The sequence below is a fragment of the Pseudonocardia sp. genome (genome assembly GCF_029263155.1).
Classification (GTDB): Bacteria; Actinomycetota; Actinomycetes; order Mycobacteriales; family Pseudonocardiaceae; genus Pseudonocardia.
This window is the reverse complement of sequence record NZ_JAJCYB010000100.1, coordinates 1-19034: the sequence shown is the minus strand read 5'-3', so window position 1 is coordinate 19034 and position 19034 is coordinate 1. Positions and strand designations below refer to the sequence as shown.

Here is a 19034-nt window from a genome sequence, read left to right as displayed (position 1 = left end):
TGTCGGCTGGCGGCGCTCGATGGAGCGATGGACGCACTCGGCGACGCCCACCCCTACCTCCGGGTGGGGGTGGGCGTCGCCGGCATCGTGCGGTACCCCGACGGTGAGGTGGAGTTCGCCGCCAACCACGGCCACAGACGTGTCAAGCTGGCCCGGAACCTGCACCAGGCAACGGGTCGCCGGGTGATCGTGGAGAACGACGCCAACGCGGCAGCGCGGTCCGTAGCCGGCACCGCCGACGCGGCGGAGGACGGTCTGTTGTTCCTGTCGATCGGCACCGGTCTGGGCAGTGGGTTCCTGCAGAACGGCGCAGTACTTCGAGGTCATCGCGGTCGCGGAGCCGAACTCGGTCACATGGTCGTCGACCGCGCAAGCCAGCACCGCTGCACCTGCGGTCTCGTCGGCTGCCTGGAAGCGCTGGCCTCGGGCTGGGCGCTCGAACGTGACGGTCGCGCCGCCGTCGCAGCCGAACCGCGCGGCGCGCTGGCCAGGCGGGCGGGACGGCAAAAGGTCACCACTCACTTCATGATCGAGGCCGCGCGGGAAGGCGACCCGGACGCCGTCGCGCTGGTGGCGCGGATGGGTGCGCACATCGGGCGCGCTCTCGGCGAGAGCGTGATGAGTCTGCTCCCCGTAGACCGGGTCGTCGTCGGCGGTGGCCTCGCCGTGCTCGACCGGCTCCTGCTCGACCCCATGCGCGGGGCGTGCCAGAAGGCCCTCGCCCGCAGCAAGTGCTTCCACGCTCCACGCTTCATCCTGAGCGAGTTGGGTGCCGACGCTGTGATGATCGGTGCCGCCCAGCTGGCGTGGGAGGCCGACCACGAGAAGGCCCCGGCCGCCACCGCACCCCCCGAGCCCGCGCCCGTCTGAGCCCCCACGGAAGCCGCCGTGCCCACGGTCATCCACGTCTCACCGCACCCCGACGACGAGAGCATCGCGGTCCCCTGCACCCTGCTCGCCCTGCAGGACGCCGGCTGGCAGGTAATCAATCTCGCGGTCAGCTTGGGCCGGCATGAGCCGGAGCGTCGCCGGGATGAGCTGGCTGCTGCGTTGGAGATCGCCGGGTTCGTCTCCCTCGAGTTCGGCGGTCCGATCGACGTGTGCCACCTCGACCGGGCTCCAACCGACCAGCCGATCGCTCGCATCTCGCGCGGAGACGATCTCGGCCGAGCGCGCCGGGACCTGGGCGGCGAACTCATGCGTCTCCTCGACGCCACCGACGCGACGCTGATCATCGGACCACATCCGCGCGAGGGTCATCACGGGCACCAGACCGTGGCGCGGGCGATCCGTGAAGTGGTGTGGCGCTCGCACAGACCGCTCGTCTGGTGGATGTGGCCGGTCTGGTCGGAGCTGCCCCGGCCGACGCTGGTTGTCGACTGCCCACCGGACCGTCTCGCCGTCAGCCGGAAGATGGTCGAATGTCACCGCGGGGAGCTGGGACGAACCGACTACGCGAGGATGCACGAGGCGGTGCGGGTGGTGAACGCCGTGAAAGGGCTCGAGAAGGCCTGGGGATACGGCACCGGAGCGTCTCCCGAGCAGAAGGCCATCGAGCACGCCGAGCTGCTCACCGAGGTCACCGTGGCGAACCGCGGTCGTTGGAACCGGCGCTGGCGCATCGGGCAGCCCCGCGTGCTCGACCCCGGCCAGGCACTGGCGTTTGACGACGACCGGTGGGTCGAACTCGACGACGTGTCCCTGCTCAGCGCGACCCGGCTCCGGGGGCTCTACCGGCCGTGGGTGATGTCGTTCACGACCCGGCTCGGCTGGCCCGGGCGCTACCGTGCGTTCTCCGAACCCCCTCGAACCCTCCGTCAGCTGTGCCGGTTCGCCGCGATCTCCGTGCGGACGACGGTCGAGTACCTGTCGATCTGGAAACCTCGCTTGCGGTAGTTCGGCAGCGCGGCCGGTGCATCCAGGCTGGTGGTCTCCAGCTCGACCGACTTCACCGGGCTCAGCGCAGGCCGGCGGCGATCCGCCTCCCAGCATCGCCGCGTAACGTCCCAGACCAGACGCCCGCCGAGACCCACTCCCCGGCAGTCGGGAAGCAGTCCGAGGTAGTCGATGCGAGTGACGTCACCGGCGGGCCCGACGCCCGGCGTGACTTCCGCGAACCCGGTCGGCCGCCCGTGCTGCCAGGAGAGCCACAGCTCGGTACGACGGGAGGTGACGTGCTCCTCCCACTCCGTGTCCGCCCAGTCGAGGCGACCGATCCAGCTCTTTCGGTTGCCGACGGTCTCGTACAGGAATCGCAGCAGGGCGGGGTCCGGCGCCAGTACGAGGGTCAGCGCGGTGTGTTCGACCCGCTGGCGTGGCAGCCGCAGGTCACTCGGCCGGACCTGACGCAGCGTCCACCGGGTCGTTGGCATCTCCAGCATCGTGCCTCTTCACAGAGGACCCACGGCGAAGTTCCGCTGAAGGACCTACAGGGAGCGACCGAGCAGGGCAACAGTGGCAGGACCGTTCAGGTGTACACGGAACCACTCGGCACTCTGCAGGGAGCAGCGGCTGCCGTCACGAGAGGTTGACGACGTTGCCGTCCGCGTCGATGTCGATGCGGTGGGCGGCGGGGTGCGCGCCGAGGCCGGGCATGGTGCGCATGTCGCCGCAGATCGGGTAGATGAAGCCCGCACCGACCGAGGCGCGCACCTCGCGCACCGGCAGCCGCCAGCCCGTCGGCGCCCCCTTCAGCGCGGCGTCCGAGGAGATCGAGAGGTGGGTCTTGGCGATGCACACCGGCAGGTGCCCGAAGCCGTTGCGCTCGTAGGCGTCGAGCTGGCGGGCGGCGCTCATGTCGTAGTCGACGCCGTCGGCGCCGTAGACCTTCGTGGCGACGGTCTCGATCTTCTCCCGCAACGACGCGGAGTCGGGGTAGAGGAACGCGAAGTCCGAGGGCTCGTCGGCGGCCTCGGCCACCGCGCGCGCGAGCTCGACCGCCCCCGACCCGCCGTCGGCGAAGTGGGTGCACACCGCCGAGCGCGCCCCCATGGACGCGGCGATCTCGGCGATGGCGGCGTGCTCGGAGGGGTGGTCGCCGGGGAAGGCGTTGATCGCGACGACGGGGGAGACGCCGTGCAGCCGGATGTTCTCGATCTGCTTGCGCAGGTTGGCCCCGCCGATGTGCACCTCGTCGGGGTTCTCCGCCAGCATCGCCTCCGGTAGCGGCTTGCCGGCGACCACCCGGTGCATCCCGGAGTGCGCCTTGAGCGCCCGCACCGTGGCGACGACGACGGCCGCGTCCGGGGTCAGCCCCGACGCCCGGCACTTGATGTTGAAGAAGCGTTCGGCGCCCATGTCGGCGCCGAACCCGGCCTCGGTGATCAGGAAGTCGCCGCCGTGGATGCCGATCAGGTCGGCGACGACCGAGGAGTTGCCGTGGGCGATGTTGCCGAACGGGCCCGCGTGCACCAGCACCGGCGTGTTCTCCAGCGTCTGCAGCAGGTTCGGCTTGAGCGCCTCCTTCATGATCACGGTCATCGCGCCGGCGCCGCCGATGTCCTCCGCGGTGACCGGCTTGCCGTCGCCGGTGTAGCCCACGACGATGCGGGCGAACCGCTCACGCATCTCCCGCAGCGATCCGGCGAGAGCGAAGATGGCCATGACCTCGCTGGCGGCGGTGATGTCGAACCCGGTCTGGCGGGGGATACCGTCCATCCGGGACCCGAGACCGATGATCACGTTGCGCAGGACGCGGTCGTTGACGTCCATCACGCGGCGCCAGGTGATGTCGTGCGGGTCGATGCCGGCGTCGTTGCCCTGGAACAGGTGGTTGTCCAGGACCGCGGAGAGCAGGTTGTGGGCGGCGGTGACGGCGTGGAAGTCGCCGGTGAGGTGCAGGTTGAGCGTCTCCATCGGGATCACCTGGCTGTACCCGCCGCCCGCGGCGCCGCCCTTGATCCCGAACGTGGGGCCCATCGAGGGCTGGCGGATCGCGACCGTGGCGGTGCGCCCGATGTGGGACATCGCCTGCCCGAGCCCGACGGTGGTGGTCGTCTTGCCCTCGCCCAGCGGCGTGGGTGTCACCGCGGACACCACCACGTACTTCGCCCGCGGCCGGTCGGCCAGCTCCTCGATGGCCTCCAGCCGGATCTTCATGACGTCGTTGCCGTAGGGCTCGAGCAGGTGCGGGCCGATGCCCATCCCCGCGGCGAGGTCGTGCAGCGAGGCCGGGGTGGCGGCCTGGGCGATGGCGAGGTCGGACGGGAAGGCCATGGGGATTCCTCTGCGGGTCGTCCCTCTCGGGGCTCGGGTCAGGACAGGCCGGCGGCGGCGCGCAGGTCCGCGGCCTTGTCGGTGTGCTCCCAGGTGAAGTCGGGCTCGTCGCGGCCGAAGTGCCCGTAGGCCGCCGTGCGGGCGAAGATCGGGCGGTGCAGCTTCAGGTGCGCGCGGAACGCGGCCGGGCGCAGGTCGAAGTGCTCGTCGACGAGCTTGCGGATCGTCGTCAGTGGCACCTGCTCGGTGCCGAAGCACTCCACCAGCAGCGAGAGCGGACGGGCGACGCCGATCGCGTACGCCACCTGCACCTCGACCTTGTCGGCCAGCCCGGCCGCCACCAGGTTCTTCGCCACCCAGCGCGCCGCGTACGCCGCCGAGCGGTCCACCTTCGACGGGTCCTTGCCGGAGAACGCGCCGCCCCCGTGGCGGGCGAAGCCGCCGTAGGTGTCGACGATGATCTTGCGACCGGTGAGCCCGGCGTCACCGACCGGCCCGCCGATGACGAACCGGCCGGTCGGGTTGACGTAGTACTCCTCGGCGAGCGCGTCGGCGTCGAACAGCTCCGCGGGCAGCGTCGGGACGACGACGTGCGTCCACAGGTCGGCCCGGATCTGCTCGGTCGAGACGTCCTCGGCGTGCTGGGTGGAGATCAGCACCTTCTCCACCCCCACCGGTTTGTCGTCGCGGTAGCGGACCGTGACCTGCGTCTTCCCGTCCGGACGCAGGTAGGGCAGGGTGCCGTCCTTGCGCACCTCGGACAGCCGCTTCGCCAGCCGGTGCGCCAGCGCGATCGGCACCGGCATGAGCTCGGGCGTCTCGTTGCAGGCGAAGCCGAACATCATGCCCTGGTCGCCCGCCCCGATCTCGTCGGGATCGGAGCCGTCCACACCCTGCGCGATGTCCGGGCTCTGCCGACCCACCGCGATCATCACGGCGCAGTTCTGGCCGTCGAAGCCGTAGTCGCCGTGGTCGTAGCCGATCTCGCAGACGGTGCGGCGGACGATCTCGGTGAAGTCGAGGTCGGCGGCGGTCGTGATCTCCCCGGCGACGACGACGAGCCCCGTGGTCAGCAGCGTCTCGCAGGCCACGCGGGAGTTCGGGTCGCCGGCCAGCGCCGCGTCGAGGATCGCGTCGGAGATCTGGTCGGCCATCTTGTCGGGGTGGCCCTCGGTCACCGACTCCGAGGTGAACAGGTGCTCGTTCTCGGCCAGGGGGATCATCGGCTCTCCAGCTCGGTTCGCAGGGTGTGGGTTGCGGCGACCATCGCACGCAGCTTGTCGCGGGCCACGGCCGCGGGCAGGTGCCGCAGGCCGCAGTCCGGGTTGACCAGTACCTTCTCCGGGCCGACGACGTCGACCGCACGGCGGATCCGGTGTGCGATCACCGACTCCGGTTCCACCTGCTCGGACTTGACGTCCACCACCCCGACGCCGAGGCTGCGGTCCCAGCCGTACTTCGCGATCAGCGCCAGGTCGGCGTCGCCCTTGCGCGCGAACTCCAGCACGAGCTGGTCGACCCGGGCGTCCAGCACGGCGGGGAACAGGAAGTCGTAGTGGCCCTCCCACAGCGGGCGGGCGTAGCGGTTGCCGTAGCAGACGTGCAGCGCCCAGGTGACGCCCACGCCCTCGGTGACGATGTTGATCGCCTCGACCGCGAGCGCGGCGGACTCGGGGTAGCCGGCCAGGAACGGCTCGTCGATCTGGATCAGTTCGGCGCCCGCGTCGGCCAGCGACCGGGCCTCGGCGTTGAGCGCGCGGGCCAGCGCCCGGACCAGCTCGGCCGGGTCGGCGTAGGCCTCGGTGCGCACCCGCCGGGCCAGCGAGAACGGCCCGGTCAGGGAGAACTTGATCGGCCGGTCGGTGTGGGCGCGGGTGAACGCGAAATCGGCGGCCAGCGCCAGCGGGCCGGGCTCGAACTCGGGCAGCGGACGGTCGATGCCCACGTCGAGGTAGTCGAAGTAGTAGGCCTTGACCGGGTTGCGCACCGTGACCCCGGGCAGCCGGGACAGGATGTGGTCGATGTCGTTGTCGCGACGCAGCTCGCCGTCGGAGACGATGTCGATCCCGGCCAGCTCCTGGTCCTTGAGCGCGGCCTTGACCGCCATGTCGTGCATCTCGGCGAGCTGCCCGCGGCTCACGCTGCCGTGGTGGACGCCGGTCTTGGCGCGCTCCAGCCACTCGGGCACCGACCAGGACCCGACGACGGTCGTGGCCAGAAGGGGGGCGGCCAGCAGGGGGGCGCGCGGCGGCGGCGTCACTCGCGCACCTGCGCCGTCATGGTCTGCACGAACGAGCCCGCGCGGTGCGCGAACGGCGCGAACCGCACGTCGAATCCCTTGCGGTGCCCGATGTGGGCGAGCAGCGGCCCGTTGACCCAGTTGACGACCGAGCCGTCGTACTTGCCCGGCCCGCGGAAGCCGGTGCGGTACATGTGGGTGTCGGTGACGAACAGGTCGTGGCAGATCAGGCGGCCGTAGGGGTGCAGCAGCGGCATGGTCTCGGCGAAGCTGGCGACGGCACCGTTGCCGACGTGCATGCGGACGTCGCCGGTCGCGGCGAGCAGCGGCCGCAGCGCCTCCCCGCTGATGCCGCGCGCGATCTCGTAGGTGTCGAGCCCGTCGAGCGGGACGTAGCGCTCGGCGAGCCGCAGCCCCTCCCAGCAGCGCCGCCAGAACGCCACGGCCGCCGCGGTGTCGGCGACGTGCGGTGAGGCCTCGGCCAGCAGCGGCGGCCCGAGGGTGAGCAGCCGGTGCACGAGCGCGGGCAGCGCGTCGACGCCGATCGCCAGGTCCGCCGCGATCTGGGCCGCGGTGGCCGCGGGCAGGTAGGCGCGGGTCTCCACGACGTACTCGCGCTGCCCGATCGAGGCGAGCTCGTCGGTGGGCAGGTTGTCGTAGACGTTGGAGATGTAGACCAGGAACACGGTGAACCGCAGGAACGACAGCGCGGTCATCGGGTGCATCGCGTCGAGCACGAACGAGCTGACGTTCTCGGAGTGCGTGGCCACCGCGGCCCGTGCCAGCTCCAGGACGTGCGGGGAGTAGTCGCACATCAGGTAGTGCAGGCGGCGGTAGTACTCGCGGCCCGCCGCGCGGTCCATCTCCAGGAACGTGTCGAGGAAGGTGGCGGCCTGGGAGCCGTTGCCGACGCCCAGCTCCACCACGTAGAGCTGCTCGGGCAGCGCCTGGCGGGCGGCGAGGTCGTCCCAGATCGCGAACAGCTCGCCGATCAGCTCCCGGGCGCCGTCGGTGTTGGTGGCGTCGCTCTGCCCGCCCGGCAGGGCCGACTCGTAGCCCTGACCGGTGGCCTCCTCCCACAGCCGCAGGTGGCTCCAGTACAGGCCGTTGAACTGCCAGATGCAGCTCCGGCGGCCGGGGCCCCAGTCCTCCAGGTACATCCGGTCGTCGTCGGTCGCGGCCAGTGCGGCGCCGACGTCGTCGACGGGCCGGCGCAGGTCGACGGCCACCTCGACGGTGTCGGCGCCGCGGCCGTTGAGGCGGGGGTCGGGGGCTACAATGCGGACGTCGACGGGCTCGCGGAAGTTCTGCTTGTACTGCACCCAGTCGCACACCACCCGGACGCGGGACAGGTCGACGGCGCCGGCGCACAGCGCCCGCAGCACCGGGTCCAGCGCCGCGGTGACGTCGACCGGGTCCTTCCCGCGCAGCCGGCCCGTCGGGCGTACCTCAACCAGCATGTTCCCGCTCCTCCCCGAGGCCGGCCCCCGCGACGATCTCCGGCACGCCTCTCTCGTGCCCGAACGCCATGATGTGCACCCCACCGACGCCGGGGGTCTCCCGCAGCCGCCGGATCGTCTCCACGCAGATGGACATGCCCTCGGCGGCCACGTCCGCGGCGCCGCGCAGCCGCCGGGCCACCTCGTCGGGGACGTGGATGCCGGGCACCTTGTGCTGCAGGAACTCCAGCGCCCGCAGCGACCGGACCGGACCGACGCCGGCGATCACGGTGCAGCGCCGGTCCAGCCCGAGGTCGCGCACCTGCGCCAGCCACCGCTCGAAGATCGGCAGGTCGAAGACGAACTGCGTCTGCACGAACTCCGCGCCCGCCGCCACCTTCTTGCCCAGCCGCGCGGCCCGGAACCGCAGCGGCGGGGCGAACGGGTTCTCCACCGCGCCGATCAGCCAGTGCGGCGCCGGGGCGACGCTGCGGCCGGAGAGCAGCCTGCCCTCGTCGCGCAGGGTGCGGGCGGTCCAGACGAGCTGCACGCTGTCGAGGTCGAACACGCCCATCGCGTCCGGGTGGTCGCCGTAGACCGGGTGGTCGCCGGACAGCAGCAGGACGTTGGGGACGCCCAGCGCGCCGGCCGCGATGAGCTCGGACTGCAGGGCGATCCGGTTGCGGTCCCGGCAGGTCAGCTGCATCACCGGCTCGACCCCCGCGCGGGCGGCGAGCAGGCTGCCTGCCAGGCTCGTCAGGCGCACGTGCGCGCCCTGGTTGTCGGTGACGTTCGCGGCGTCCACCCAGCCGCGCAGCAGCTCGGCCTTGGCGGCGATCGCGAGCGGGTCGGCGCCGCGCGGCGGGCCGATCTCCGCGGTCACCACGAAGCGCCCGGCGTCGATGGCGGCGCGCAGGCCGCCGCGCCCGGGGTTCACCGGGGACCCCGGAAGATCGTCGGGGTGAGGCGCAGGCCGCCGTCGGGGGTCCACAGGTGCTCGTCGCGCCCCTGCCAGTACGCCACCCACGAGCTGGACCCGGCGAGCCGGTGGTCGATCGGTCGCTGCAGTCGCTGCAGGTCCGCGCCGCGCCCGGCCTCCTCGGCGCGCTCGAACGCCGTCACCCAGACGCAGGTGACGCCCGGGTACACCTCGCAGTCGCCGTTGGGTGCCACGCCGCCGCACGGGCCGTTGCGCAGCTGCTTCGGGCAGGTCATCGGGCACGCGTATCCGGTGGCGGGCAGCGCGCACTGCCCGCACATGCGGCAGCCGAACATCGCCTCCTTGCCGCGCTCCTCGGCCGCGGTGAACCAGCGCAGGACGCGGGGACGGCGTTCCAGCCAGGCGGCCACGCGCCGGTAGAGCGGGTTGGGGCGCAGCAGCGGGGCGATGCCGTAGGCGGCGCGGGGCGAGAGCCGGGGGCGGGTGGGCCGGGGCCAGGCGCGTGGCGTGCCGGACATCCACACCTCCTCGCTCCGTGGCGTTCCGGCCAGAGTGCCAGGGTGTGTGATCGGGGACACCGGTGGCATCACCACGAATCGTGGCGCTGGATTGTGGTCGAGCACAATGCGTGGCCCGGGGGGTCGGCCGCGGCGTCGGCGCCGCCGGTCGGCCGCCGGCCGCCACTGCGCGACCGGCGACCACCGCCTCTCGGGGGCGACCCGGGGCGGCGGCGCTCAGGTGGCGGCCGCGTCGACCGCGAGCACGGCGCGGGCCAGGACCGGGCGCAGGTGGACGGGCAGTGGCCCGGCCCCGGCACGCAGGTGGGCGACGGTGCGGCGCAGGTCGGCCACCTCGCGGCGCAGCGCCTCGATCGCGACGCGGTCGTCGGCGGCCCGCTGGGACTCCACGACGCCCGTGAGGCGGTCGAGCTCGCGCAGGATCGCATCCACCCGGTGACGGTATCCAGCCGTCGGGGTCCTCCGGAATGTGCCCGTTCACAAATTGTGGTCGGGCGCATAGTGTCCGGCCATGAGCACGGAGGCGGCACAGCGGGAGAACCTGCTGCTGCGCGAGCTGGTCGCCGTCTACAGCCACCTGTCGGGCCTGGTCGCGCAGAACGCGGACGTGTCGGCGGTGGTGCGCCTGGTCGCCCGGCACACCGGTGCCGGGGTGGCGCTGCTGGGCCGATCGCTGGAGGTGCTGGCCGCGGCGGGCGGCGGGGACCCGGAGCGGCTGCGGGCCGTGGTCGGGCTGCCGCGGGTGCTGGCCGCGATCGAGCGCAACCGCCGGCCCCTGACGCTGCCCGGCGACGGCCACGACACGATGCTCGTCGCGCCGGTCGTGGTGGGCGAGGAGGTGTCGGCCTACCTGGTGACGATCACCGCGCCCGACGGCGACACCGCCGGTGGACCGTTGCTCACCGAGCACGCCGCCACCATCTGCGGCATCTTCCTCGGTCGGCAGTGGGTGGTGGCCGCGGCGGCCGGGCGCGCCCGGCTGGACCTCGTCGAGGGGCTGCTGCTGTCGCGCGACCGTGAGGACGGCGAGGCCGAGCGTTGGGCGCAGCACCTGGGCTTCCTGCGCGGGCGCGACCACCACGTCGTCGCCGCGGCCGTGCCCGACGACGCCGATCCACGGGTGCTCGCCTCGATCGAGCACCTGCTGGGGATGCGGGTGCCGGAGGCGATCGTCGCGGCGCGGGAGCACGAGGTGGTGGCCGTGGTGCCCGTGGGTCTCGACGACGTCCGCCGCCTCGCCTCCGGCTGCGCCGACGAGGTAGCCCGGCAGCATCCCGGGACCCGGCTGGTGGTCGGACTCGGCGGTCCGTGCCGGATGCCCGCCGAGATCGCCCGCTCCTACGAGCAGGCGCGCTCGGCCGTCGACACCACCTCGCGGATGGGCCGCGCCGGAGTGGTCGCGTTCGAGGACCTCGGTATCCAGCGGCTGCTGTTCCAGGTGCCCGACCTCGGCGAGCTGCGCGCGTTCGCCGCCGACGTGCTGGGTCCGCTGCTGGGCGAGGCGCCGCTGCTGGCCACGCTCACGGCCTGGTTCGAGGCCAACGGCAGCCCACAGCGCACCGCCCGCGAGCTGCACGTGCACCCCAACACCGTGGCCTACCGGATCCGGCGGGTCGAGGAGATCACCGGGATGCACCTGGACCAGCACCGCGACCGGCTGATGGTGGCCGTCGCGTGCGAGATCGTGAGCTCGGTGGGAGGCGTCGCGTGAACGAGTTCACGGCCCGGCTGGCCGGCTCGGTACTGGTGGCGGACGGGGCGATGGGCACAGTGCTGCACGCCGCGGGCAACCCGCTGGACCGGGCGCTGGCCGAGCTGAACCTGTCCAACGCCGCGCTGGTGCGCACCGTGCACGACAGCTACCTCGACGCGGGTGCGGAGATCGTCCAGACCAACACGTTCGGCGCCAACCGGCTCCGGCTCGCCGAGTCCGGTCTCGCCGAGCAGGTGCGGGAGATCAACGCGGCCGGTGTGCGGGTGGCGCGGGAGGCGGCCGCCGGGGCCGGGCGGGCGGTGTTCGTGGCCGGGTCGGTGTCGCCCGCCGTGACGATCCGGCAGCGACGCCGGGTGCCGGTCGCGCAGCGGGCCGCGACGCTGCGCGAGCAGGTCGAGGTGCTGGTGGGGGAGGGCGTCGACCTCGTCGTGCTGGAGACGTTCGGCTACCTCGACGAGCTGGTCGAGGCGATCGAGGTGGCGCTCGGGACCGGCGGGGTGCCGGTGATCGCGCAGGCGACGTTCGCCGCGGACGGGCGGATGCTGTCCGGGGACACCGCCGCGGACCTCTGTCGCGCCGTCGAGGCGTGGCCGGTCGCGGCGCTGGGCACCAACTGCACGCTCGGCCCGCAGGGGGTGCTGGCCGTGGTGGAGCAGCTGCGGGCGGGCACGGCACTGCCGCTCTCGGCGCAGCCCAACGCCGGCCTGCCGCGGCGGACGGTGGGGTCGCGGTTCACCTACGACGTGGAGGCCGACTACTTCGCGCGCTACGCGCGCCTGCTCGCCGACGCCGGTGCCGTGATCGTCGGCGGCTGCTGCGGCACCACGCCCGCGCACGTCCGGGCGGCCGCCGACGCGCTGCGCGAGCGTCCGGCGACGCGGACCGCGCCGCGCCGGCCGGGGACCGCCCCGCCGCGGCGGCCGCTGCTGATCGGGGCCGAGATCGAGGCCCCGCCCGCAGGCCGCCTCGCCGCCGCTCGCGACACCGCGATCGCCGCCCGCGACCAGGGCGCCACGCTGCTGGCCCTGGCCGCCGGAAGCACGGCCAGGGCCCATCTGAGCCCGGTGACCGTGGCCGTGAACCTGCAGAACGAGCTGGGCGTCGAGACGCTCGCGTGCGTCCCCACCTGGGACAAGACGATCATGGCGCTGCAGGCGGACCTGCTCGGTGCGCACGCGCTGGGCGTCCGCCGGATCGTGTGCGAGACCGGCCGGCCGCCGCTGCTGGGCGACTACCCGCACGTCGACGGCGTGTGGGACGTCGACTCGGTGGGACTGGTCGCGCTGCTCGCCGGCCTCAACGACGGCACCGACTACAACGGGCTGCACCTGGCGGGGAAGACCGCGTTCGACATCGGCGCCCGCATCAACCCGGGCGCGCTCGACGTCGACGAGGAGCTGGCCGGGGCCCGCCGCAAGATCGAGGCCGGGGCCGCGTTCGTGCTGACGCGACCGGTCTACGAGCCCGATCGGCTGCGGGTGCTGCTGGACGGGCTGGAGGAGCACGCCCCGCGGGTGCTGGTCTGCGTGCGGCCGCTGCGCAGCTTCGCGGAGGCGGAGTACCTGCGCCACGAGGTGCCCGACGTCGCCGTCCCGTCGGCGACGCTCGCCGCACTGCGGCGGGCGGGCGACGCGGCCGTCGCCGTGGGTGCCGAGCTGGCGGCGGAGCTGGTGGCGGAGGTGGCGCAGACGGCGGCCGGGGTGGTCATCGCGCTGCCCGACGGGGTGCTCGCGGACCCGCTGTTCGCCGCGGCGCGGGAGGCGGCGGCCCGCCCGTGAGCGCCACCGCCGTCACGGGCACCGCTCGGCGACCGGCACCACCGAGAAGTCGATCATGGTGTCGGCGGTGATCTCCTCGCCGGGCTCGACGCTCTGGGTGCACACCGTCCAGTCCCGGTCGAGGACCTGCTCCCGGCCACGCCCGGTCGCGTCGCGGGCCGTCGTGACGGCGATCGCGAAACCGCTGAGCTGCTGGATCGACTCCTGGGCGGACTGCAGGTCCGCGCCGACGAGGTCGGGCATGACCCAGCTGGTCGGGGCGGTGGGATCGCCGGTGGTCACGGCGGGCGAGCCGCCGCTCGGGCCGGGGGACGGCGCGCCGCACGCCCCGAGGGCGAGCAGCACCGCCACGACGAGGGGAACGACACCCAGGCGGGGAGACACATACCTATGTCGTCGCGCCGGCGATCGTGTTACCGGTGCGTACCGGGTGCGCGGGCGGCCCGGCTCGATCGCGGCCGGGCGGGATGATTGCCCCGCGCGCGGAGCGGGTAGGCGCGGAGATGGACACAACAAAGAAGCTGCAGGCGACCAAGGTCATCGATGCCCCCGCCCGCGACATCTTCGCGCTCCTGTCCGACCCGTCGCGCCACTCCGAGCTCGACGGGGCCGGCATGGTCAGGGGGGTGGCGAGCGACGGGCCGCCCATCTCCGGCATCGGCCAGGTCTTCACCATGGAGATGCACGCCGACGACCTCGGCGACTACCGCATGGTCAACTCCGTCACCGCCTTCGTGCCCGGGGCCAGGGTGGGCTGGGCCCCGAAGGTCGACCCCACCTGCGAGCTGGCCGACAAGCTCGGCGACATGGAGGCCAGCGGCCACACGTTCACCTACGACCTGCGTGAGGTGGAGGGTGGCACCGAGGTCACGTCGACCTACGACTGGACCGGCGTCAAGGACGAGCAGTTCGAGCAGATGTTCCCCCGGGTGTCGCAGGCGCAGCTGGAGGGCACGCTGGACAGGATCGAGTCGTCGGTGGCCTGAGCTCGCGCCACCGCAGGCACGTCCGAGGACGGCGGGCCCGGTCGGACCACCGGGCGCGCCGTCGCGGCGCCTATCATCGCGCCCGTGCACACAGGCGCCCGTGCGGCCCGGCCCGGCTCGCTGACCTCGCTGCGCGCCGCCAACCACGCGCGGGTGCTGGCGGTGCTGCAGGCCTCCGGGGCCCGGACCCAGGCGGAACTGGCCCGCGCCACGGGGCTGGCGCAGTCGACCGTGTCCAACATCGTCCGCGAACTGGCGGGCAGCGGTGCGGTCTCGGTGAACCGGGTGCGTCGCGACGGCCGCACGGCACAGGTCGTCCGGCTGTCGCGGTCGGTGGGGCTGCTGGCGGGGATCGACGTCGGGCACCGGCACCTGACGGTCGGGCTCGCCGACGCGACCTACGAGATCCTGGCGCACGAGCGGATCCCGCTCGACGCGGACCACCGGGCGGGTGACTGCCTGGCCGAGGCGGGTCGCCTGCTCGACACGCTGGTGGACCGGATCGGTGCCGCACGCGACGAGGTGATCGGGATCGGGATGGGCCTTCCCGCGCCGATCGACTCCCGCACCGGCGAGGTCGGCGCGCCGTCGATCCTGCCCGGCTGGGTCGGGGTCGATGCCGCGGCACTGGCCGGGAAGTCCCTCGGGGTCGCCGTCGAGGTCGACAACGACGCCAACCTCGGCGCGCTCGCCGAGGCGCGGTGGGGGGCCGGCCGCGGTGCCCGGATCCTCGCCTACCTCAAGCTCTCCGACGGCGTGGGCGCCGGCCTGGTCGTCGACGGCCTGCTGCACCGGGGGCCCGCAGGCACCGCGGGCGAGATCGGCCACACCACGATCGAGGAGTTCGGAGCGGTCTGCCGGTGCGGGAACCGGGGCTGCCTGGAGACCCTGGTCTCCACGGGCGCGGTACTGGACCTGCTGGTCCCGCGCCACGGACCGCATCTCACCATCGCCGACGTCGTGGCGCGGGCCCGGTCGGGCGACGCGGGCTGCCTGCGCGTTCTCGCCGACACCGGCCGGCACATCGGGATCGGCGTGGCCAACCTGTGCAACGTGTTCAACCCGGACCGGATCGTGCTCGGGGGCGAGCTGGCCGGAGCGGGGGACCTGGTCGTGGAACCGTTGCACGGCGCGCTGCAGCGCTACGGGATCCCCAGTGCGGTCCGTGCGGTCGACATCGTCATCGCCGCGCTCGGTGACCGTTCCCACCTGCTGGGGGCCGTCGCGCTCGGCGGGCAGGTGGCCGGGCAGGTGATCGCGTCGTTCGCGGGTGATCTCAACCCGGGTGAACCAGATCTTCAAGCTATGAAGGACTGATACGAGAAACTCCGACTCCACCTTCATACCTTGACATTTTGCTGTGATGCTCCCCACACTGCTGGATGCCGCGACACCGGTCCCGCCGGTGGGCGGCCACGTACCCGGCCGGCAGGAGGACACCATGGCGACGACACCCGGAGGGGCCTCGGCGCAGGCCCGTCGCGATCCATCGGGGCCCAGCACCGCGCGCACGGTCCTGGTCACCGCGACCGCGGCGCTGGGCGGGTTCCTGTTCGGCTTCGACACCGCCGTGATCAACGGAGCGGTCGCGGCGGTCGGCCAGCAGTTCTCGGCGCCCCCGTTCGTGCTCGGGTTCGCGGTCGCCTCGGCGCTGCTGGGCTGCGCGGTGGGTGCCTGGTACGCGGGCGGGCTGGCCGACCGGTACGGCCGGATCCGGGTCATGGTCCTGGCCTCGGTCCTGTTCACGGTCAGCGCCCTGGGCAGCGGCCTGGCGTTCACCATCTGGGACCTGTCGTTCTGGCGCATCGTCGGCGGGCTCGGTGTCGGTGCGGCGTCGGTGATCGCGCCGGCCTACATCGCGGAGATCTCGCCGGCCCGGATGCGGGGTCGCCTCGGTTCGCTGCAGCAGCTGGCGATCGTGACCGGGATCTTCATCGCGCTGCTCGTCGACTACGCGCTGGTGGTCCTGTCCGGAAGCGCCACCGCCCCGCTGTGGTTCGGCCTGGAGACCTGGCGCTGGATGTTCCTGTCGGAGATGCTCCCCGCCGTCGCCTACGGCGTGCTCGCCCTGACCATCCCGGAGTCGCCGCGCTACCTCGTCGCCAGGCAGGACCTGGTGCAGGCCGCGCACGTGCTGCGCCGGTTCGTCGGTGGCGACGTCGACGAGAGGATCAGGGAGATCGGCCGCACGCTCGCCGGCCGGAGCGAGCGGGGCGGTTTCGCGACCATCCTCGGCCCGCGGGCCGGGCTCCTGCCGATCGTCTGGGTCGGCATCGCCCTGTCGGTGTTCCAGCAGTTCACCGGCATCAACGTGATCTTCTACTACTCCACCGTGCTGTGGCAGGCCGTGGGGTTCGCCGAGCAGGACGCGCTGGCCATCACGGTGATCACCTCGGTCACCAACATCGCCACGACGATCCTGGCGATCAGCCTGATCGACCGGGTCGGACGCAAGCCGCTGCTGCTGGTCGGCGCGGTGGGGCAGTTCGCCTGCCTGGGCGTCCTCGCCGTCCTGTTCGGCACCGCACCGGTCGTGGACGGGCAGCCGACCCTCGCCGGCACGGCGGGCCTGGTCGCGCTGGTCGCGGCCAACCTCTACGTGGTGTTCTTCGGCGTGTCCTGGGGCCCGGTGGTGTGGGTGCTGCTGGGCGAGATGTTCAACAACCGGATCCGGGCCATGGCGCTCGCGGTGGCCGCTGCCGCGCAGTGGGTGGCGAACTTCGTGATCTCGACGACCTTCCCCGCGCTGGCCGCGGTCGGTCTCGGCCTCGCCTACGGCGTCTACACCTTCTTCGCCTTCGTGTCGATCTTCTTCGTGGTCCGGTTCATCCGGGAGACGAAGGGGCGGGAGCTGGAGGAGATGCTCTGATGGGCAGGCGCACCGCGAACCGCCTCGGGTTCGGGATCGACATCGGCGGCTCGGGCATCAAGGGCGCCCCCGTCGACCTGGCTCGGGGCCGGCTCGCGGACGACCGCCTGCGCATCCCGACACCGCGGCCGGCCACGCCCGAGGCGGTGGCCGGAACGGTGGCCGAGATCCTGCGCCACTTCGGTTGGCGCGCGGACTTCGGCTGCACGTTCCCGGCCGTCGTCCAGGCCGGGGTGGTGCGGTCGGCGGCCAACGTCGACACGGCCTGGGTCGGCGTCGACGCCCACGCCCTGCTGCGCTCGGCGACCGGGCAGCGCGCGGTGGTCGTCAACGACGCCGACGCGGCGGGACTCGCCGAGGCGCACTTCGGGGCCGCTCGTGACCACGGCGGCACCGTGCTGGTGACGACGCTGGGAACCGGGATCGGCTCCGCGCTGGTGCACGACGGGACACTGGTGCCCAACACCGAGCTCGGACACCTCGAACTCGACGGTTGTGATGCGGAGAGCCGCGCCGCGGAGTCCGCCCGCACGCGCGAGGGGCTGTCCTGGGAGGACTGGGCGCAGCGGCTCACCAGCTACTACCGGCACGTCGAGGACCTGCTGTGGCCGGATCTGATCGTGGTCGGCGGCGGGGTGAGCCGGAAGTCCGCGAAGTGGCTGCCCCTGGTGAAGGCGCGCACGCCCATCGTGCCCGCGGAGCTGGCCAACGACGCCGGGATCATCGGCGCGGCCCGGATCACCGGGCAGCGCAGGCGGAAGCCCTGACCGGCCCCGGACGAGGCGACGGGCCCGGGGACGAACGGGTTCTCGGCCTCACCCGGCCGGCATGGGCTCCGGGTCGTCGGGCAGGGCCAGGGTGCGGCGCGGGGTGGCGCGGTGGCCCAGGAACACCGGACGGTTCGCGTGCCCGAACAGCAGCGGCAGGAGCTCCGCCGCGCGCACCGGCCCGTACCAGCCGTGCCGGGCGGGCGTCTCGCCGAACGTCGTGACGTCGTCGGGACGCACGCCGGGCCCGGCCACCAGCAGCGGTGTCGGGTCACCGGTGTGCAGCACGCCGTCCACGGACGGGGTGGCGTGGTCCCCCGTGACGGCCACGACCGCCCGGTCGGCCAGGTCCGCGAGGCCGGCCAGGCCGCGGTCGGCCGCCTCCAGCACCTCGCGCTTGGCGTGCGGTGACTTGGTGTGGCCCGCCTCGTCGGTGGCCTTGGTGTGCACGTGGACGACGCGCGCCCCGCCCGCGATCAGCTCCCCGGCCACCACGATGCGGGTGGCGAGGTCCGCGGCCACGTCCGGGACCGGCGGCACGTGCCGGTGCACCATCCCCAGCACGCGCGCGAGACCGCGGTAGAGCCCCGTCTGCGTGACCAGCGCGCCCGGCACGCCCGCCTGCTCGGTGAACGTCGGGATCGGGGTCCGGGCCCCGGACCACTTCGTGGTGAGCACGTCGAGCGGCGGCCGCCCGGCCGTGGCGCGACGGCGGTTCACGGGGTGCGACACCAGGGCGGAACGGGCCGCCCGCAGCAGCGCGGTGAGGGCGTCGGCGGTGGCCGTTCCCGCCGGGTCGGTGGCGCGCACCCGCAGCCAGGGGTGACGTTCGGGGAAGAAGGGGTCCGAGTCCGTGACGGCTCCGCTCGCGTGCCGGTGCAGCGTGAGCAGGGCCTCGCCGCGGCCGCGCAGCGGTGTCGCGGTGGCGCCGTGCGCGTCGAGCACGGGGGCGAGCGCGTCGAGCAGCGCGGCCGCGTCGTCGGCGTCGGCGGGGGCGACCCGGCCCGTGATCCACACGCGGTCGCCGGCCACGTGCGACGTCCGCAGCGCGGCGTGGGTGACGGCCACCCCCTCCGGCACGTCGATCCCGGCCCCGACCGCCTCCAGCACCGCCCGTCCGGGGAACGCGACGTCGGCGAAGCCGAACATCGCCCAGTGGGCGAGCTCGGACGCGGGCGCCCGGCCCCACCCGAACGGCAGGTGCCAGCCCGACGCACCGCGGGCGGCGAGCGCGTCCAGCACGGGGGTGCGGGCGGCCTCGGCCGGGGTGCGCCCGCCGAGCTCGGGCACGGGCCGGTCGCCGAGGCCGTCGAGCACGACCAGGACGACCGGCAAGCGGTCGTCGGGCAGCCGCGGCTGGGTCTCGCCGTGGTGCAGGGCGCCGTCGGCCCGGGGCAGCACGGCCTCCGGCGGCGTCACGACCTCACCCAGCCCCCGACTCGCGCGCACCCACGCCCCGACTCGCGCGCACGCACGCCCCGACTCGCGGGTGTCCTGCGCGAGTCGGGGTGTCCGTGCGCGCGAGGCGGGGTTTCCGTGCGCTCCGTCGGGTCACCGGCGGGGCGCCCG

The 19034-nt window shown here is 73.4% G+C and carries 18 protein-coding genes and 1 pseudogene; 9 read left to right on the top strand and 10 right to left on the bottom strand.

Going from position 1 to position 19034, the window contains the following annotated elements; translation table 11 throughout:
- From Q1K26_RS20525 to Q1K26_RS20515, 3 genes and pseudogenes are all read left to right on the top strand, one after another.
- Positions 1–870 (top strand): ROK family protein (locus Q1K26_RS20525; RefSeq protein ID WP_300015438.1); only part of this gene is annotated, 870 nt, incomplete at its 5' end.
- A gap of 18 nt (positions 871–888) precedes the next feature.
- Positions 889–1239: pseudogene (locus tag Q1K26_RS28845) on the top strand (PIG-L family deacetylase); the annotation flags it as partial.
- 252 nt (positions 1240–1491) lie between these two features.
- Entirely contained in the window at positions 1492–1896 is a 405-nt protein-coding gene (locus Q1K26_RS20515) for a hypothetical protein (protein WP_300015432.1), read from the top strand.
- On the opposite strand, the gene Q1K26_RS20510 is transcribed toward Q1K26_RS20515, so the two are convergent.
- From Q1K26_RS20510 to Q1K26_RS20475, 8 genes are all read right to left on the bottom strand, one after another.
- Entirely contained in the window at positions 1818–2372 is a 555-nt protein-coding gene (locus Q1K26_RS20510; RefSeq protein ID WP_300015429.1) for a GNAT family N-acetyltransferase, read from the bottom strand. The genes Q1K26_RS20515 and Q1K26_RS20510 overlap by 79 nt on opposite strands.
- 145 nt (positions 2373–2517) lie before the next feature.
- Complete coding sequence (locus tag Q1K26_RS20505; protein ID WP_300015426.1) at positions 2518–4215, bottom strand: formate--tetrahydrofolate ligase; 1698 nt, start codon at positions 4213–4215, stop codon at positions 2518–2520.
- Between the two features lie 38 nt (positions 4216–4253).
- On the bottom strand, positions 4254–5438 hold the full coding sequence (metK, locus tag Q1K26_RS20500; protein WP_300015423.1) for a methionine adenosyltransferase: 1185 nt from the start codon (positions 5436–5438) through the stop codon (positions 4254–4256).
- Entirely contained in the window at positions 5435–6475 is a 1041-nt protein-coding gene (locus Q1K26_RS20495) for a hypothetical protein (protein ID WP_300015420.1), read from the bottom strand. The genes metK and Q1K26_RS20495 overlap by 4 nt, the downstream gene beginning before the upstream one ends.
- Positions 6472–7914 (bottom strand): hypothetical protein, encoded by a 1443-nt coding sequence (locus Q1K26_RS20490; protein WP_300015417.1) that lies wholly within the window; start codon positions 7912–7914, stop codon positions 6472–6474. The genes Q1K26_RS20495 and Q1K26_RS20490 overlap by 4 nt, the downstream gene beginning before the upstream one ends.
- Positions 7904–8830 (bottom strand): methylenetetrahydrofolate reductase, encoded by a 927-nt coding sequence (locus tag Q1K26_RS20485; protein WP_300015414.1) that lies wholly within the window; start codon positions 8828–8830, stop codon positions 7904–7906. The genes Q1K26_RS20490 and Q1K26_RS20485 overlap by 11 nt, the downstream gene beginning before the upstream one ends.
- Positions 8827–9351, bottom strand: a complete 525-nt coding sequence (locus Q1K26_RS20480) for a methylenetetrahydrofolate reductase C-terminal domain-containing protein (protein ID WP_300015411.1) — start codon at positions 9349–9351, stop codon at positions 8827–8829. The genes Q1K26_RS20485 and Q1K26_RS20480 overlap by 4 nt, the downstream gene beginning before the upstream one ends.
- Positions 9352–9567: 216 nt before the next feature.
- Positions 9568–9783 carry a hypothetical protein gene (locus Q1K26_RS20475; RefSeq protein WP_300015408.1) on the bottom strand — a complete coding sequence of 72 codons (216 nt, stop codon included), beginning with the start codon at positions 9781–9783 and terminating at the stop codon, positions 9568–9570.
- A 79-nt stretch (positions 9784–9862) separates the two neighbouring features.
- Here Q1K26_RS20475 and Q1K26_RS20470 point away from each other — a divergent pair, with 79 nt between their 5' ends.
- Both Q1K26_RS20470 and Q1K26_RS20465 read left to right on the top strand, forming a co-directional pair.
- Positions 9863–11062 carry a helix-turn-helix domain-containing protein gene (locus Q1K26_RS20470; protein WP_300015405.1) on the top strand — a complete coding sequence of 400 codons (1200 nt, stop codon included), beginning with the start codon at positions 9863–9865 and terminating at the stop codon, positions 11060–11062.
- Positions 11059–12843, top strand: a complete 1785-nt coding sequence (locus Q1K26_RS20465; RefSeq protein ID WP_300015402.1) for a bifunctional homocysteine S-methyltransferase/methylenetetrahydrofolate reductase — start codon at positions 11059–11061, stop codon at positions 12841–12843. Before Q1K26_RS20470 ends, Q1K26_RS20465 begins: the two co-directional genes overlap by 4 nt.
- Before the next feature lie 12 nt (positions 12844–12855).
- On the opposite strand, the gene Q1K26_RS20460 is transcribed toward Q1K26_RS20465, so the two are convergent.
- Positions 12856–13227 carry a hypothetical protein gene (locus Q1K26_RS20460; protein WP_300015399.1) on the bottom strand — a complete coding sequence of 124 codons (372 nt, stop codon included), beginning with the start codon at positions 13225–13227 and terminating at the stop codon, positions 12856–12858.
- A gap of 119 nt (positions 13228–13346) precedes the next feature.
- On the opposite strand from Q1K26_RS20460, the gene Q1K26_RS20455 reads away from it, so the two are divergent.
- The 4 genes from Q1K26_RS20455 to ppgK all read left to right on the top strand — a co-directional run bounded on the left by Q1K26_RS20455 (position 13347) and on the right by ppgK (position 17465).
- Positions 13347–13829, top strand: coding sequence for an SRPBCC domain-containing protein (locus Q1K26_RS20455; RefSeq protein ID WP_300015396.1), 483 nt, complete (start codon positions 13347–13349; stop codon positions 13827–13829).
- A gap of 84 nt (positions 13830–13913) precedes the next feature.
- Positions 13914–15146, top strand: a complete 1233-nt coding sequence (locus Q1K26_RS20450) for an ROK family transcriptional regulator (RefSeq protein WP_300015393.1) — start codon at positions 13914–13916, stop codon at positions 15144–15146.
- 46 nt (positions 15147–15192) lie between these two features.
- Positions 15193–16698, top strand: coding sequence for a sugar porter family MFS transporter (locus tag Q1K26_RS20445; RefSeq protein WP_300015390.1), 1506 nt, complete (start codon positions 15193–15195; stop codon positions 16696–16698).
- Positions 16698–17465, top strand: a complete 768-nt coding sequence (gene ppgK / locus Q1K26_RS20440) for a polyphosphate--glucose phosphotransferase (protein ID WP_300015387.1) — start codon at positions 16698–16700, stop codon at positions 17463–17465. Before Q1K26_RS20445 ends, ppgK begins: the two co-directional genes overlap by 1 nt.
- A gap of 48 nt (positions 17466–17513) precedes the next feature.
- Here ppgK and Q1K26_RS20435 read toward each other — a convergent pair whose 3' ends face one another.
- Complete coding sequence (locus Q1K26_RS20435) at positions 17514–18884, bottom strand: alkaline phosphatase family protein (RefSeq protein WP_300015384.1); 1371 nt, start codon at positions 18882–18884, stop codon at positions 17514–17516.
- Between the last annotated feature and the right edge of the window lie 150 nt (positions 18885–19034).

Bases quoted from the DNA above. Each gene is read 5' to 3' on its own strand.
- Q1K26_RS20510 (WP_300015429.1), bottom strand. From the start codon at position 2,372: ATGCCAACGACCCGGTGGACGCTGCGTCAGGTCCGGCCGAGTGACCTG.
- Q1K26_RS20505 (WP_300015426.1), bottom strand. From the start codon at position 4,215: ATGGCCTTCCCGTCCGACCTCGCCATCGCCCAGGCCGCCACCCCGGCC.
- metK (WP_300015423.1), bottom strand. From the start codon at position 5,438: ATGATCCCCCTGGCCGAGAACGAGCACCTGTTCACCTCGGAGTCGGTG.
- Q1K26_RS20490 (WP_300015417.1), bottom strand. From the start codon at position 7,914: ATGCTGGTTGAGGTACGCCCGACGGGCCGGCTGCGCGGGAAGGACCCG.
- Q1K26_RS20480 (WP_300015411.1), bottom strand. From the start codon at position 9,351: ATGTCCGGCACGCCACGCGCCTGGCCCCGGCCCACCCGCCCCCGGCTC.
- Q1K26_RS20470 (WP_300015405.1), top strand. From the start codon at position 9,863: ATGAGCACGGAGGCGGCACAGCGGGAGAACCTGCTGCTGCGCGAGCTG.
- Q1K26_RS20455 (WP_300015396.1), top strand. From the start codon at position 13,347: ATGGACACAACAAAGAAGCTGCAGGCGACCAAGGTCATCGATGCCCCC.
- Q1K26_RS20445 (WP_300015390.1), top strand. From the start codon at position 15,193: ATGCTCCCCACACTGCTGGATGCCGCGACACCGGTCCCGCCGGTGGGC.
- ppgK (WP_300015387.1), top strand. From the start codon at position 16,698: ATGGGCAGGCGCACCGCGAACCGCCTCGGGTTCGGGATCGACATCGGC.